General features: G+C 71.0%; 15 protein-coding genes. 8 read left to right on the plus strand and 7 right to left on the minus strand.

The genetic code is table 11. From position 1 onward, the window contains the following. Position 1 precedes the first annotated feature (1 nt). Complete coding sequence (locus QSK22_RS22935) at positions 2 to 790, plus strand: ABC transporter ATP-binding protein (protein WP_285496421.1); 789 nt, start codon at positions 2 to 4, stop codon at positions 788 to 790. A 175-nt stretch (positions 791 to 965) separates the two neighbouring features. On the opposite strand, the gene QSK22_RS22940 is transcribed toward QSK22_RS22935, so the two are convergent. Next, entirely contained in the window at positions 966 to 2,876 is a 1,911-nt protein-coding gene (locus tag QSK22_RS22940; RefSeq protein WP_285496374.1) for a dynamin family protein, read from the minus strand. A 101-nt stretch (positions 2,877 to 2,977) separates the two neighbouring features. After that, entirely contained in the window at positions 2,978 to 4,681 is a 1,704-nt protein-coding gene (locus QSK22_RS22945) for a GTPase (protein WP_285496375.1), read from the minus strand. A 221-nt stretch (positions 4,682 to 4,902) separates the two neighbouring features. Here QSK22_RS22945 and QSK22_RS22950 point away from each other — a divergent pair, with 221 nt between their 5' ends. Further along, complete coding sequence (locus tag QSK22_RS22950) at positions 4,903 to 5,433, plus strand: YbhB/YbcL family Raf kinase inhibitor-like protein (protein ID WP_285496376.1); 531 nt, start codon at positions 4,903 to 4,905, stop codon at positions 5,431 to 5,433. A 78-nt stretch (positions 5,434 to 5,511) separates the two neighbouring features. Here the strand turns inward: QSK22_RS22950 and QSK22_RS22955 are convergent, their stop codons facing one another. From QSK22_RS22955 to QSK22_RS22965, 3 genes are all read right to left on the minus strand, one after another. Beyond that, positions 5,512 to 6,039, minus strand: a complete 528-nt coding sequence (locus tag QSK22_RS22955) for a DinB family protein (RefSeq protein ID WP_285496377.1) — start codon at positions 6,037 to 6,039, stop codon at positions 5,512 to 5,514. Positions 6,040 to 6,183: 144 nt separating this feature from the next. Next, a complete protein-coding gene (locus tag QSK22_RS22960) occupies positions 6,184 to 6,411 on the minus strand; it encodes a tautomerase family protein (protein ID WP_285496378.1) in 228 nt (75 codons plus the stop codon). Positions 6,412 to 6,514: 103 nt separating this feature from the next. Beyond that, positions 6,515 to 7,201, minus strand: a complete 687-nt coding sequence (locus QSK22_RS22965) for an SDR family oxidoreductase (protein WP_285496379.1) — start codon at positions 7,199 to 7,201, stop codon at positions 6,515 to 6,517. Between the two features lie 493 nt (positions 7,202 to 7,694). Between QSK22_RS22965 and QSK22_RS22970 the strand changes: the two genes are divergently transcribed. Then, positions 7,695 to 8,366, plus strand: coding sequence for a helix-turn-helix domain-containing protein (locus tag QSK22_RS22970; RefSeq protein ID WP_285496380.1), 672 nt, complete (start codon positions 7,695 to 7,697; stop codon positions 8,364 to 8,366). Between the two features lie 12 nt (positions 8,367 to 8,378). Continuing rightward, positions 8,379 to 9,296, plus strand: a complete 918-nt coding sequence (locus tag QSK22_RS22975) for an NAD(P)-dependent oxidoreductase (RefSeq protein ID WP_285496381.1) — start codon at positions 8,379 to 8,381, stop codon at positions 9,294 to 9,296. A 6-nt stretch (positions 9,297 to 9,302) separates the two neighbouring features. Here QSK22_RS22975 and QSK22_RS22980 read toward each other — a convergent pair whose 3' ends face one another. Beyond that, positions 9,303 to 10,223 carry a hypothetical protein gene (locus QSK22_RS22980; protein ID WP_285496382.1) on the minus strand — a complete coding sequence of 307 codons (921 nt, stop codon included), beginning with the start codon at positions 10,221 to 10,223 and terminating at the stop codon, positions 9,303 to 9,305. 429 nt (positions 10,224 to 10,652) lie between these two features. On the opposite strand from QSK22_RS22980, the gene QSK22_RS22985 reads away from it, so the two are divergent. The 3 genes from QSK22_RS22985 to QSK22_RS22995 all read left to right on the plus strand — a co-directional run bounded on the left by QSK22_RS22985 (position 10,653) and on the right by QSK22_RS22995 (position 12,761). Further along, the gene (locus QSK22_RS22985) at positions 10,653 to 11,549 is read left to right on the plus strand and encodes a hypothetical protein (RefSeq protein ID WP_285496384.1); all 897 of its coding nucleotides are present in this window, start codon (positions 10,653 to 10,655) and stop codon (positions 11,547 to 11,549) included. A gap of 40 nt (positions 11,550 to 11,589) precedes the next feature. Further along, positions 11,590 to 12,048: a hypothetical protein gene (locus QSK22_RS22990; RefSeq protein WP_285496385.1), complete on the plus strand. Its 459-nt coding sequence runs from the start codon at positions 11,590 to 11,592 to the stop codon at positions 12,046 to 12,048. A 251-nt stretch (positions 12,049 to 12,299) separates the two neighbouring features. Continuing rightward, complete coding sequence (locus QSK22_RS22995; protein ID WP_285496386.1) at positions 12,300 to 12,761, plus strand: hypothetical protein; 462 nt, start codon at positions 12,300 to 12,302, stop codon at positions 12,759 to 12,761. Between the two features lie 534 nt (positions 12,762 to 13,295). Here the strand turns inward: QSK22_RS22995 and QSK22_RS23000 are convergent. Further along, positions 13,296 to 13,916: a TetR/AcrR family transcriptional regulator gene (locus QSK22_RS23000; protein ID WP_285496388.1), complete on the minus strand. Its 621-nt coding sequence runs from the start codon at positions 13,914 to 13,916 to the stop codon at positions 13,296 to 13,298. A 90-nt stretch (positions 13,917 to 14,006) separates the two neighbouring features. On the opposite strand from QSK22_RS23000, the gene QSK22_RS23005 reads away from it, so the two are divergent. After that, a complete protein-coding gene (locus tag QSK22_RS23005; RefSeq protein ID WP_285496389.1) occupies positions 14,007 to 15,026 on the plus strand; it encodes an oxygenase MpaB family protein in 1,020 nt (339 codons plus the stop codon). Positions 15,027 to 15,041 lie beyond the last annotated feature (15 nt).

Below are 15,041 nucleotides of genomic sequence, written 5' to 3' on the forward strand. Positions count from 1 at the left end.
GGTGAGCGGTGCGCAACCCGAGGTGGTCATCGACCCCACCCGCGAGCCGATCGTCGTGGTGGACGGCTTGCACATCGTCTACCGGGTCTACAGCGCCGGCGGCGGCAAGGGCACGGCGGCGACCGCGCTGCTGCGCATCCTGCGGCGGGAGAACCGGCCGCAGATGAAGGAGGTGCACGCGGTCCGCGGGGTGTCGTTCATCGCCTACCGGGGCGACGCCATCGGCGTGATCGGCACCAACGGCTCGGGCAAGTCGACGCTGCTCAAGGCGATCGCGGGGCTGCTGCCCCCGGCCCGCGGCGCCGTCTACACCGACGGGCAGCCGTCCCTGCTGGGCGTCAACGCGGCGCTGATGCGCGACCTGTCGGGCTCGCGCAACATCATCCTGGGCTGCCTGGCCATGGGCCTGTCCCAGGAGGAGACCAAGAAGCGCTACGACGAGATCGTCAAGTTCGCCGACCTCAAGCCGGGCTTCATCGACTACCCGATGTCCACCTACTCGTCCGGTATGGGCGCCCGGCTGCGCTTCGCCATCGCCGCGGCCCGCACCCACGACGTGATGCTCATCGACGAGGCCCTGGCCACCGGCGACGCCAAGTTCAAGCGGCGCAGCAAGGCCAAGATCGACGAGCTGCGCAAGCAGGCCGGCGCGGTGTTCCTGGTCGCGCACAACCTCGACGTGATCGAGGAGACCTGCAACCGCGTCATCTGGCTGGACGAGGGCCGCATCAAGATGGACGGCGACCCGCAGACGGTCCTGTCCGCCTACACCGAGGCCACCGGCAAGTAGCCGGCCGCGCGCCAAACGGTCATCACGGACGGGCCCGGGGGTACACCCCCGGGCCCGTCCGCGTGTCCGGCGGCCGTGATCCGCCGCCCGTCCCGCGAGCAGAGGGTGGCGCCGCCCGGTCGGCCCCGCTACCGCATTCGTCCACGGTGCTCCGCCCCGCAGGCCGGGGAGCGCATCAGCGCATGTCGCTCAGAACCACCTGGACCAGCGCGTTCACCTTTTCCTCGATGGCGAGGAACGAATCCTCCCATGAGTCCAACTTTCGCTGCTCGTCCTCCGCCTCGATCAAGCCGTTGCGGCGGTCTTCGATTATCTTTTCGGCCTCGCTGATGGTGCCTTCCAGCTCGTCCTGCAACTTGTCGTGGATGCCGCTGATCGACGCGCGCAGCAGGTCGACGTAGTGGGCGGCGTACGCGCGCGCCATCTCGCCCGCGCGGCTGTTCATGGCCTCCTGGAACACGGCGACCCTGTCATCCCGCAGCTGCCTGTCCTTCAGCTTGCTGCGCAGAAACGGTACGACGCCCCCGAGAGCTATCAGGCCTATGGGCATGGCGATGGCGGCGATCATGGCCACGACCGGCAGAGCCACGCCCGTGCCGCCGAGCGCGACCGCACCGGCGCTGGTCAGCGCGCCCACGCCCGCCGTTCCCCACGACAGCACGGGAGCGGTTTTCGAGTAGACCTCGGCCGACAGCCGAAGGTTGAGCAGGCCGGTCAGATCGGGCAGCGCGACATCGGAGTCGAGGACCACCGCGCCGGTCAGCGCGCTGCGCAGCTCTGTCATGCCCGCGCCGTAGCTCTTCAGCAGCGGGCTGAGCGTGGAATCCAGCATCGCGACCCGGTCGTACAGGAACTTGGCCAGCCCGTTCTCGTCGGCGACATAGGTGTGTATCTCCTGCTGCAACCGCCGCTCCAGCGCGTCGTCGATCTGCTGGACGGCAGCGCGCCGGCGATCGGTGCGGGACTGGCCGGTCAGGTGCGTCTTCGGCCGCCCGGGCAGCGGCCAGGAGGGCACCTCGGCGACCAGCTCCCGGATGTGCTGCTCGAAGGTCTCGGCGAGCTGCTGTTCGGTCTCCTCGGCCCAGGACCGCAGCACCTCGTCGATCCGCTCCAGCGTCCACTGCAGCTGCCCGCGCGTCTCGTGCGCGGCATTCAGCCCGGTCTGCAGCTGGTCGGCGTCGCGCGTCAGCATCTTGCGCCGGTCGGCCATGCGCTTGCGCAGCTCGCGGACCTGCCGGCGCAGCGCCTCGGCGGGCCGCAGCAGCTTGATGCGACTGCGTTCGTGCAGGCAAAAGTCGCTGAGCTCGCGCATGAGGGCGGGCACCCCGGAGCGTTCGCGTTCGGCGTCGTCCGCCGCCTCCAGCGCGTCCAGCGCGCTGACGAAGAACAGCCGCCGGTCGGTCCGGCCGCCCATCTTCAACACCATGTGGCCGCAGCGCAGCCGGACCTCCCTGCGGTCCCTCTCGCGAATGAGGTCGAACTGGTTGACCACGAAGAAGATGTCGTCGTGCCCGAGCTTGCGGAGCATGTCCAGGTAGTGCTCCTGGTCGTGCATCTTGAACCCGCCCCGCGCGGGCGTGACGAAGATGATCGCGTCCACCCGCGGCAGGAGCTGCAGCGTGGCCCGTTCGCGTGCGGCGCTCTCGTTGGTGCCCGCCGAGTCGATCAGCTCGACGCCGGACCGCAGCAGCTCGAACGGCAGGTACACGACCGCTCCGGAGTAGGGGCTCTCGACGGGCTCACCGCTCTCGTCGATCCGCAGCGCGACCTGGTTCTGGAACTCCTCGACGGTGACCCGCTCGGGATCTTGCCCGCGGTCGTCGAGGTCTCCGCGGTACAGCTCGGCGCGCCGCACCTCGCCCCAGCGCAGCACGGTGGTGAACGCGGTGGTCGGGTTCTCCTTGGTCGGCAGCAGGCCGTCCTCGCCGAGCAGCGCGTTGATGAGCGTGCTCTTGCCGCTGCTGAAGTCGCCGAAGACCATGACGCGGAACGACTCGCGGTCCAGCTCCTGCGCGGCCTGGCCCAGCACGGCCGAGTGCGCTGCCCGCTGATCGGGGCGGATCGCCTGCTCCAGTTCCTCGGCCACGGCCCTGGCCTCCCTCAGTAGCGCACCGAGCGCCTGCCGCCGCTCCTGCCAGGACGTGAATCCGCTCTCCGGCCGCGGGCCGTGCGGTTGGCGACCTTGCTTCACTGCGCGTCCCCCTCGTGTTCACCGGTGGTCAGCTCGACCAGCCGCCCCTGCATCTCCTCCTTCAGCCGCAGCGCCTCGACGTGCAGGCGCGCCCAGGGAGCGGCCGTGTCGCTCCAGGTGTCCAGCCGCGCCCGCCACCACGCCTCGTGGTGCCGCCGGGCGCGCTCGACAAGCTCGGCGTAGCAGGGGGCGGCGTGCTCGTCCACCGCGTCCAGCAGACCGCGGAAGAAGTCGTCGATCGCGTCGCGCACGGCGGCGAGCAGTTCGGCCCGGCGCCGGTTCACCAGCCGTTCCCGCAGCGCGGCCTGGCCCTTGTCCAGCAGGCCGCCGGACGCCTCCGGTGCGGCGCCGAACGGCAGCAGGGCCTGGATGACGACCTCCAGCAGGCCGCGGCACACGTCCAGCACCACCGCGCCGAGGGCCTGCGGCCGCTCGGCGGCCAGGGCCTCGACGCGCGGCCGCGGATCCAGGACGCCGCGCCCGCCGCTGTCCGCGCGCGCGACGACCTCCCGCAGTTCGTCCCGCGGAAGCGGCCCGGTCACCTCGGCCAGCTCGGCGTCGACCCGCTCGGCGGCGTCGGTGAACTCGGCGACCGCCAGTTCCGTGACCTCCCGCGCGGCGTTGCTCAGCCCGTCCTCCAGCTCGGGAAGCACCCCGTCGCGCCAGGCCGCGCGCAGGTCCTCGGCGTCGGCCAGCCGGGTCTCGGCGGCGTCCAGCACCCGCCCGCGGGCCTGCTCGCACCGCGCCAGGACGCGGCGGCGCAGCTCGCTGCGGCGCCGGTCAAGCTCCACCTCCACGACGGCCCAGCGGGCGTCGGCGGCGCGGCGCTGCAGCTCGATCCGCCGCAGCGCCTCGGCCCGCTCCGCCGCGGCGCCGGCGTGGTCGCGCAGCCGCTCGGACGCGTGCGCCTCCAGCGCCGCGCACGCGCCGACCAGGGTCTTGAGCAGCCTGATCGAGCGGGCCACCGGATCGCTCAGCGCCCCGGCCAGCTCGCCCAGCCGCGCCCGCAGCTCGGCGCCCGGGTCCGGGCCGGCGGGCAGCACCTCGATCCGCGGGTCGATCCTGCGGGCCAGCGCCCGGACCCGCGCCATCACCTGGTCGCGGTCGCCGGTCAGCTCGTCCAGCATCGACACCAGCAGCAGGACCGCGCCGACCGACGGGGCGCCGGCCAGCTCGCCGAGCAGGTCCCGCTCCGGGACGGTCATCCCGCCGCGCGCCCGGACGACCACCACGGCGATGTCGCTGTGCCGCGCGGTCCGCCGGGACGCCGCGTCCACATGCTCCGGCCCGCCGCCCATGCCGGGCGTCTCGACGATCTCCAGGCCGGTGGAGCGCAGCCACGGGTGCTCCAGCTCGACCACGTCGCGGGCCGGCGCCGGCGCGTCCGCGCCCAGCGCGTCCTCGATCGACGGCAGCTCCCCGGCGGGCGCGGCGGCCGCCCTGATCACGATGGGGCGGGTGCGCCGCGACACCGCGGACTCCGCCACGGCGGTGACCCCGAGCAGCTCGTTCACCAGCCGGGACTTGCCGACCGAAGGCTGCCCCAGGACGGCGGCCCGCGGCGGCGCGCCGTCCCGCCGGACCAGCTCGCGCAGCTCGACCGCGACGTGGTGCAGGTCGTGGTCGGCCGCCAGGTCCGCGGTGCGCGCCAGCCACCCCGCCAGCCGGTCCGCGTACGCGGGGCGTCCCTCTGTGTTCATGGACGAGCGGTCACCCCCACGACGGACGACGAATGCTCGGTGAACAGCGTGACGTCCCCCTCACACCACGTCACTTGTTTTCCAGTGAAGTGACCGATATTGGACGACTAATCCGGCTTCCCGGGTTCCCCGCGGGGTGTCGCGGGCCGTGTGCGCCCTCCCGCGGCGGGCCCCCTGGTACAGATGGGGTCGGGAAACGGATCAACCGATGAGGAGGTCGCATGGCCGCCAAGCCACCCCTTCCGTACGACTACCTGCCGCAGGTGCCGTCGTTCACGCTGACCAGCGACGACATCGCCGAGGGGCAGCGGCTGGGCGAGGAGCACGTGTTCGACGACTGGGGCTTCACCGGCGGCAACCGGTCGCCCCAGCTGAGCTGGTCCGGCTTCCCCGCCGAGACCCGCAGCTTCGCGGTCACCTGCTTCGACCCCGACGCGCCCACCGGCAGCGGCTTCTGGCACTGGGTGCTGTTCGACGTCCCCGCCGACGTCACCTCGCTGCCGACCGGCGCGGGCACCGCGGACGCCAAGGTCGGCGTGCACGCCCGCAACGACTACGGCATCAAGGCCTACGGCGGGAGCGCGCCGCCGCCCGGCGACCCGCACCGCTACGTGTTCGCCGTGCACGCCCTGGACGTCGAGTCGCTGGGCCTGGACTCCGACGCCTCGCCCGCCGTGGTCGGGTTCAACATCACCGCCCACACCCTGGCCCGCGCCACGATCGTCGCGCTGTACGGGGTCGAGAGCTCCTGACCGCTCCCTGACGTGGAGAGCCCCCGGTGAGGGGCTCTCCACGTCACGACGGGCCCTCGCTGTTCTTCCACATGGGCGTCAGTGGCCGGTGGCGCCGTCGATGCGTTCGCGCAGCAGGTCGGCATGGCCGTTGTGGCGCGCGTATTCCTGGAGCATGGTCGTGTAGACGAATCGCAGGTTCATCTCCACTCCGCGGCGCGGATCGACGAACGTCTCGTCCAGGGAGCATCCGGCGGTCGTCCGGCGGACGGTCTCGATCTCGGCGAGATAGGCGGCGTAGTCGGCCTCGGCGTCGGCGCCGTCGACGGTGAACTCGGCGTCCATGTCGTCGTCGGAGACGTAGAGGTACCCGGGCCGTTCACCGGCGAAGCGGTAGCGGAACCAGTCCCGTTCCACTTCCGCCATGTGGCGGACGAGGCCGAGGAGCGTGAGGTCCGACGGTTCGGCGGCGCGCATTTTCAGCTGGTCCTCGGTGAGGCCGCCGCATTTCCACAAAAGCGTCTGCCGGTGGAAGTCGAGCCAGGAGTCGAGCAGTTCGCGCTCGTCACCGGTCAGGTGCCGTGTCCAACCGCGCTCCGGTGCGACTTCCGGTGCCACCCATACCATCGCGCCATTATCGGCGCGCGCCGCGGCCCGGTCATCGCCTTTTCCGCCGTCCGCCGGGCCTGGCCGGGTGCGGCCGTCCGCCGCCTGTTCGCGCCGGTCGTCGTCCCGGGCCGCCGGCGGTCCGGCGGCCCGGGACGGGCCCGGTCAGCCGGGCACCTGGCCCGCGGCCACGGCCTTCACGGCCTCGGTGGTCAGCGGCCGGCCGCCGACGCCCCAGGAGCCGCTCTTGACGTCCTCGACGATCACCAGGGTGAGCGAGCGCATGTTCTCGCCCTCGACCGCGACCATCGCGTCGGTCAGCCGCCGCACGATCTCGGCCTTCTGCTCCTCGCTGAACACACCCTCGATCACCTTCACATTGATCAGCGGCATCCGTCCGCCCCCCTCGGTCCGCGCGGCGGCGCCGCACCGCCCGCGACACCTCTGCCGTATCCGGCCCCCGCCGGCTCAACCCTCCGGCACGGCGCGGGCGGGCTCAGGTGAGCAGCCAGCCTCCGTCGACGGTGAGGTTGACGCCGTTGACGCCCCGGTTGCGCAGCAGGAAGGCGACCGCGTCGACCACGTCGTCCATGGTGGCCAGGCGCCCGGCGGGCGTGCGGGAGACGACGGCGTCGAGGGGCTTGTCGCGCCAGTACGGGCTGTCGCCGATGATGCCCGGGTGCACCGCGTTGACGCGGATCGGCGCCAGCTCCACGGCCAGGGTGTGGACGAGCCCCACCACGGCGCCGTTGACGGCGGACACCATCGTGGACCCCGGGTAGGGGCGGTCCTTGGCCAGGCCGCCGAACAGGACGACCGACCCGTCGCGGCTGATGCGCGGCAGCAGCGCATGGACGACCTCGGTGTAGCCGACGAGCTTGAGCGTGGCCAGGCGTTGCGCGTCGTCCAGCCGGTAGTCGGCGGCGGTGTTGCGGTCGCGTTCGATCGCCGTCAGCACCACGTGGTCCACCTGCGCCACGTCGGCGAGCGCGGGGGCGATCTCGCCGGGTTCGGCCAGGTCGAGGGCGAGGCCGCGGGCACGGCCGCCGATCTCCTTGGCGGCGGTTTCGGCGCGGGACGCGTCCCGCCCCGTGATGATCACCTCGGCGCCGCGGTCGGCGTGGTACCGGGCGATCTCGCGGCCGATGCTGGACGTGCCGCCCACGATCACGATGGTCGTCATAAGGTTGCTCCTTTGCCGCGCAGCGGCTCCCAATTGCGAACGAAATCTGTAGGAATGCGGCGGGGGCGGTGCCCGGGTCTCCAGCCGGCGGACGCGCCCGAGGCCCGGATCGGTGGACGAGTGCACGCAGCCCGCGTGGCCGCGGCGGCGGGTCCGCAGACCGCAAAGCCGGTGTGCACGGCGCCCGCGTCCTCGCCGACCGCGGCCCGGCGCCGGTGTCCGGCGGCGCGCGGCGGGGGACTCGGCGTCCGCCGCCCCGCGCACCAAGTGCCGCACCGTCACGCCGGGCGAGGAGGCGGTCGCTGGAGTCCTCCACCAGTGCGAATCCATGGTGAGCACGTGGCCACCACGGAGGAGCATGCGATGGGTCATGGTCGCCTCCTGCTCGGGGATGGTGGGAGCCCCCGGAACCGCCCCCTTCAATCAAGTACTAGTGAACATATCTGTCAAGTGCTACTGAACACCTGTACGCTCTGCCTGGAGGGGGAGGAAAATGTCGATTCCGCTGGTCGGCGCGCGCATCCGCGAGGAGCGCCTCAAGCGCGGTGTGACGCTGCGCACCCTGGCACGCACGGTCGGGGTGTCCGCGAGCATGGTGTCGCAGATCGAGACGGGCAAGAGCCAGCCGTCCGTCAGCACCCTCTTCGCCATCACTCAGGCCTTGGGCATCTCCTTGGAGGACGTCTTCGACACCGCCCCCACAGCTGCGGATGCCGCGTCGCGTGGGCCGGCCGGCGTCTGCCTGAGCGGCGCGGTTCCGCAGCCGGACGGGCCCGCCGACGCGGTTGCAGCCGAAGCACGCCCTTCCGGGCCGGTGATGCGGCGCGGGGAACGCGAAGTGCTGGAGCTGGAGTCGGGGGTGACGTGGGAGCGGCTGGGGCACGTCCCCGGCACGGACGTGGACTTCCTGCTCGTCACCTACGCCCCGGGCGGGTCATCGTCCGCGTCCGGCAAGCTCATGCGCCACGGCGGAGTCGAGCACGGGTACCTCATCCAGGGGGAACTGACCCTGGCGCTGGGCTTCGACACACACCGGATGCGGCCGGGCGACTCGGTGTCGTTCCCGTCGGTCACGCCGCACCGCTACCACAACGACGGCGACATCCCCGCGGTGGGCGTCTGGTTCGTGAACGAGACCGAAACCCCCTGGCCGCCAACGCGTTGACAAGGAGCGGACATGGACGTCGGCTGGATCGGAACGGGCCGCATGGGCACCGCCATGGCCGAACGCCTGGCCGATGCCGGTGCGACCCTGACCGTCTGGAACCGCACCATCGCCAAGGCCGAGCCGCTGCGCGACCGCGGCGCGGCCCTCGCCGGCTCACCCGCCGAACTGCGCGGCAAACGGGTCGTGTTCACCATGCTCAGCGACGACGCGGCCCTCGAAGCCGTGCTGACGGGCGACGACGGGCTCCTCACCGGCATCGGCCCGGTGCCGGACGTCGTCGTCGACTGCTCGACGGTGTCGCCGGAGACGTCGGCCGCCGCCCGCCGGGCGTGCGCCAACCGGGGAGCGGCGTTCCTCGCCGCGCCGGTCAGCGGCAACCCCGGCGCCGTCCGCTCGGGGCGGCTCGCCATCGCCGTGTCGGGGCCCCGGGACGCCTACGACCGCGTGGCGCCCCTGCTCGCCCGCATCGGCGGCTCGGTGAGCTACATGGGCGACGGCGACTCCGCCCGCCTGGTGAAGATCGCGCACAACCTGCTGCTGGGCGTGCTGACGCAGGGCCTGGCGGAGATCACCGTGCTGGCGGAGAAGGGCGGCGTCCCCCGCCGGGCCGTCCTGGAATTCCTCAACAACAGCGTGCTGGGCTCGGTGTTCACCCGCTACAAGACCCCCGCGTTCGTCAACCTCGACTTCACGCCCACCTTCACCCCGCCGCTGCTGAACAAGGATTTCGACCTGGGCCTGTCGGCGGCGCGGACCCTGGACGTCCCCATGCCGGTCGTCGAACTGACGGCGCGGCTCGTCCGGTCCCTCGTGGACGCCGGCCACGTCGACGAGGACTTCGCCGTTCTGCTCATCCAGCAGGCCGCCGCGGCCGGTGTGGAACTCACGCCGGAGAACGCCACCGTGGACGACGGCCTCGGGCGCTGAGCCCGGTCAGGCGAGCGCGTCCGCGGTCAGCGGCACGTCCACGGGAAGCCGGTAGATGAGGTCGTGGACCGCTTCCTCCAACGACCGACCGTCGGCCTGGTCGGTTCGTTCGACGCACCCCTGTATCAGCGCCAGAAGGCCCGTGCCGGCCAGGGTCCGCTGCCTGGCCCGGTCGATCACACGCGTTTCGGGGTCGACGAGGCAGCGCAGGGCGACGCCCTCCATCACCGCGGTGATGAGATCGACGAAGTCCTCGATCGTGATCCCGGGACGAAGCCGCAGGCCGCGTGCGGCCAGCAGGTCGGCGCAGATGTCCGTCCAGGGGTCCAGCAGTTCCCGGTAGTTCTCGGTCAGCGCCTGCTGGATCACCTCGTCGCCGTCGGCCGCGGCCATGGCGAAGAGTTCGAGGCGGAACCTGGGGCGGTCCACCAGGGTCAGCACGTTCCAGAAGCCCAGCCGGTGGATCGCCTGCACGAAGTCCGGTCCGCCGCAGATGTCGTCGAGGATGTCGGCGGCCTCCGCGGCGTCGCAGTGCGTGGGGTGGTACGCCCACAGGCCGAACCGCAGCAGGTCGGCGATGTAGTCCGACTGGCACCTCCACGTCGATCGCAGCGTGGAGACGCTGCCGATCTGCGGAAACGGGGCGGGGTTGTTCCCGACCTCCTTGGCGACGGCGCGCTGGGACAGGAAGCTCAGCAGCGGACGTTCGATGGTCGTCTCGTCCTCGGGGTCCGTGAGGGTGCGCACCGCGGGCGGCCCCAGATGCCGTTCGATCAGCCGCATGCCGGCCGCCAGGTAGGCGGCGGTCACCGGATCGTTGGCCAGCCTGTGGCGGCTGGCGGGCGTGCGGCGGTTGAGCCGTCGTAGCACGCCCGACAGGTCCTGGTCATAGGGATACGGAAGGTGCCGCTTCAGGTGACGTTCCACACGGCCATGCTCGACCGGAACGATCGGCTTGTACAGGTGCGCACCTGCGCGGTGGTGCGCACCTGCGCACTCGCGGCCGCTTGCGCGCGCTCGCGTACACGACCCGCCACGACGCCCCTGCTACAACCGATGCGACACGCCTTTCAGGCATATCTGAAAAGGGTTGTGCGGCGGTGCCCCGCGGAAACATCTTGATGTTCGACGCCGCGGGCGGGTGATCCAGATCCCGCGCTCCGGCAAGGCGGCCTCGCCCTCCCGGACAGGAAAGGACATCTGACGCCTCGCAGCCACCAGGAAATCGTCCAACGCCTATCAGTCCGTCATTTCGGCCGCGCCACGCCCCTGAAGCGACCACCCAGGAACCAGAAGCCGAGCATTGTGTCGGAAAAGTGAGGCCCAGCGGGCACACCGAACGGAAAGGAGAACGGCATGCGGTTGCGCCGGCGAACCGTCGTCGCGATGCTGGCGGGGGTCGCGCTGGGGCCTGTCCTCTACTACACGGTGTACGACACCGCTCCCGGCCGGCCCTCCGTCGGCGCCGCACGGCCCCTCACCGAGCAGGAGAAGGACCTGTTGCACGACGCCGAGGAGCTGCTGACACATTCCTGCATGGCGGCCCGCGGTTTCAAAACGTGGGTGGTGCCCCGGCGACCGCTGCCGGAGGACCGCGACTTCCCCTATGTCGTCGACGACGTGGAGTGGGCCTCCCGGCACGGTTATGGAAGCGACATCCAGGCCCAACGCGAACGGTTGCGGGCATCCGACCCGAACCGGCGGTACTTCGCCGGGCTGTCTCCGGCACAACGGCAGCGCGCGTTGGATGCCCTCCACGGCAGGCGATCCGCGCGTCGCCTGGAGGTCAAGACACCGAACGGCATGACCGTCGGCCGCATCGACGACGGCTGCACCGCACAGGCACAGAAGAAGCTCTACGGGGACCTGAAGGTCTGGTTCCGCGTCTCCACGATCACCGAGGCGCTCACCAGCCTCCAGCAAAGACAGACCACCGCCGATGCCGAATTCGCCAAGTCGGTCAAGGAGTGGTCCAGATGCATGAAGGAAAGGGGGTTCAACTACAGCGATCCGAATGCGGCACGCGCCTCGTTCATGAAACCGGGCAAGGCGCGACCGCGGAAGACCGAAGTGCGCACGGCGGTCGCCGAGGCCGGATGCGCGAGGAGCAGCGGGCTGTCCAGCACGGCCCAGCGCCTGGAGCAGCGATACGGCGAGCGACTGCGGCGCACGTACGCAGACGACGTGCGCACCAGGATGCGACTTGAAGTCGCCGCACTGGAACGCGCTCGTTCCATCGTCCGAAACAAGTGAGACCGGCCGAAGCGGCCGACACGAGAAAAGGCAGACGAGAATGAAGAAGATCAACGCGGTCCTGGCAGCCGCGGCATTCACCATCCTGGCCCTGTTCGCCGCCCCCGGCGCCGCACAGGCGACCGTGCACAGCTCGCCCGGCTCCGCCGCCGCGGCGGCTCCCGACGGCTACCTCTACGCGTGGCAGCACAAGGACCGCGGCGGCTACTGGTGCCGCTGGTTCGGAAACGACGCGAACTGGTCCACCTGCTCCGGGTCCTCGTCGAGCCTGAACATGCGCAACGTGGCAAGCTCCCTGGAGAACCGCGGCTACGCCGGCGCGTACGAAGACGTCGACCTCTTCTACCACCCGAACTACACCGGTTCGAACATCTGCCTGTGGAACGGCCGGTACCTCAACAACCTGACGGGCATCTACTTCCCGTGGGACGGCAAGGACGGCCAGGGCCAGTCCACGAACGACAACATCGCCAGCCACCGCTGGTCGAACAACTGCTGAGACCCGCACCAGACAGCGCCGGTGTCCCGGGTGCTGGTGATCGCGCCGCCGCGATCACCAGCACCCCCGCCGACAGCCAGTCCACAACCACGGTCATCGTCACTCCACAGACCGGTGTCCTCCATGCACTCCAGCACTCACCGTGCCGACCACCGGCGCCCCACCCCATCCCCACCCGTAAACGGCCACCTCGTCAAACGGCAAGTGCACCCGCACAACGTTGAAACCCCCCAGCCGAGAAGGAAGTAGAAGTGAACAAGACCACCATTGCAGCGACGGCCCTGGCATTCACGGCCCTGGCTCTACCCACCACCCCCGGAATCGCACAGGCGACCACCGTAAACTCACCCGGCACCATCTCCACGGCGGCCGTGGACGGCTATTTCTATGCATGGGAGAACAGGGACCACAGCGGCGACTGGTGCCGCTGGCCTTCCGGCGTGGACGACCCGGACTGGTCGACCTGCTCCGGGTCCAGTCCCAATGTGAACATGAACGGTAAGGCAAGCGCCCTGGCAAACCTCGGCTATCCCGGCACGTACGACGACGTCGACCTGTACTTCAGCTCTAACTACCTCGGCTCGGGCATGTGTGTGCGCAACGGCCTCTACATCTCCCTGCTGACCGTCTACTTCCCATGGGACGGTAAGCGGGGTCAGGGGCAGTGGGCGAACGACAACATCACCAGCCATCGCTGGTCGAACAACTGCTGAACGCCTGCGGCAGGACGACGTCGGAAGACTCTTTCCATCGGTCGATGCGTCGAACCAGCCGCTCGGAGTGCCGCCACGTGCTCGATAGGACTGTGGCCGCGAGCGGGCAGGCGAAGGAGGTGCTCCAGGATGGGCCGAGTCCCCACGATCACGACGACGCTTCGGCTGCCACCTGGGGGGCGACTCCGCCTCTACTGGAGACTCCTGGATAGTCGTTTCGCGCTGAACCAGGAAGCCACGCCGACGGCGTCGACTCGCCGCCTTCCGGCGGGCCGTAGGACCGCCTCTGGAACACAAGATCGCGTTAAGTCCCTTCCCCTGGAAGAAGTCAGGTGACTCGCTCCGCTGACGCGGCGAAGGCGACGCCCAGCGGTTATCAGGCCCTGGTCGGGCACTACGCGCAAGACACGCCACTCGGGGGCCGATCAGGGCCTACCAGACTTCTCCAGGGCAGCCGCCCACCGGTTCGCCGTGCCGGGGGGCCGAGAGGACGGCGCACGCCTGCGGGGCACCGGCCGTGTCGCCGTCAGGCCATCACGGGAGGTGGGGGGCCATCAGCAGGGTGGCGTGGTCGACGACGGCGTCCAGGTCGTCGCCCAGGCTGCCGGCCAGCCACTGTTGGACGAGTTCCACCATCGCGCCGGTGAACATGGCGGCCCCCACCCGCGCCAGCCGCGGATCGACGGCGGGGCGCGTCCGGGCCTCCTGGTGCAGGACCTCGTCCATCAGCGCGGTCTGGGCGGCCTGCCTGCGGGCGGCCAGCACCGGGTTGGCGCGGGCCTCGGTGAACAGCACCCGGCCCCGGCGGGGGTCGGCCGAGCTGAAGTCCAGCACGGTCCGGATGCCAGCCCGGGTGCGTTCCGCCAGGTCGTCGCCGGCCGCCTCCAGCGCCGCCAGGAGCCGTTCGGACAGCTCCGCGGCGACCCTGTCGTAGACGGCGCCGAGCAGTTCGCCGGTGTCGGAGAAGCTCTCGTAGAAGTAGCGGGCGTGCAGGTTGCAGGCGCGGCACACCGCGCGCACCGACACCCCCGCCTCGCCCTGGGTGCCGAACAGCTCGAACGCCGCCTCCACCAGCCGGGCGCGGCGCTCGTCGCGCCGGGCGGCCAGGGGGACTCCCGCCCAGCGGGTCGCCGCGGTCTGCGTCTCGTTCGCCACCGGCCCAGCCTATCCGCGCAAATCTGGCTACACCTGTGGCCAGAATTGCCCTATTCTGGATACACCTGTAGCCAGACTTGGGAGTCGGCCATGATCACCCTGCCGCGCCACAAGCTCGCCCGGACCCTCGCCGCACGCCTCGAACGCCACTTCGACACCCAGGTGCGATCCCGCTTCTTCAGGGGACTCGAATTCGCCACCCCCGAAGGCGACCCGGGCTGGTTCGGCCCCGACAGCGCGGTGTGGTACGTGCACTCCCACACGCCGCTGCTGTCCTTCGGGCTGGCGTGCGCGGCCTTCCTGGAAGCACTCGACCCCAGCATCTACTGGATGGGCGTCCAGCACTCCCGGCTCACCGCCAAGGACTCCGACGGCAAGCCGACCGGCGAGATCGACCCCGAAGGGGCCGCCGTGCGGTTCGGCCACTCGCTGTCGTTCTTCATCGGCACCGCCTACGGCTCCACCGCGACCGCCGAACGCCTCGCCAGGACCGTGCGCGCCATGCACCACACGATCAAGGGCACCCGCCCCGACGGCCTCCCCTACGACGCCGACGACCCCCAGTGGCTGCGCTGGAACTACGCCACCGTCGTGTGGGGGCTGGCCACCGCCCACGAGCGCTACCACCCCCGTCCGCTGCGCGGGAAGGAGCTGGACCGCTACTACGGCGAGTTCGTCCGCGTCGGCCACGCGCTCGGCGGCACCGACCTGCCCACCACCAAGGCCGAGACCCTCGAATGCCTCAAGGAGGCCCTGCCCCGCCTGGCCGTCACCCCCGGCCATGCCGCCCGCACCGGGCCGAACCTGCGCGACACCTCCACCACGCTGCTCACCGGCCCGTTCATGGACTGGGCCATCCGCGACACCCTCCCGGACTGGGCCGCCCGCATGGTCATGCACCGGCCGCCCAACCCCGTCGAGCGGGAGGCCCGCCGCGCCGCCCTGCGGCTGCTGTTCAACGGCACCCAGTCGCTCATCGGCCCGATCAAGGAGTTCCGCCAGGCGCAGGCCAGGGTCGCCGCCGGCACGACCAGCGCCCCCACCGTGCCCACCTACAAACCGGGCACCGACCCGGTCCGCACCCGCGAAGAGGCCGAAGCCATGGCCTGATCACCCACCGCGCTC

The organism is Actinomadura sp. NBRC 104425 (assembly GCF_030269545.1).
Taxonomy (GTDB): Bacteria; Actinomycetota; Actinomycetes; order Streptosporangiales; family Streptosporangiaceae; genus Spirillospora; species Spirillospora keratinilytica.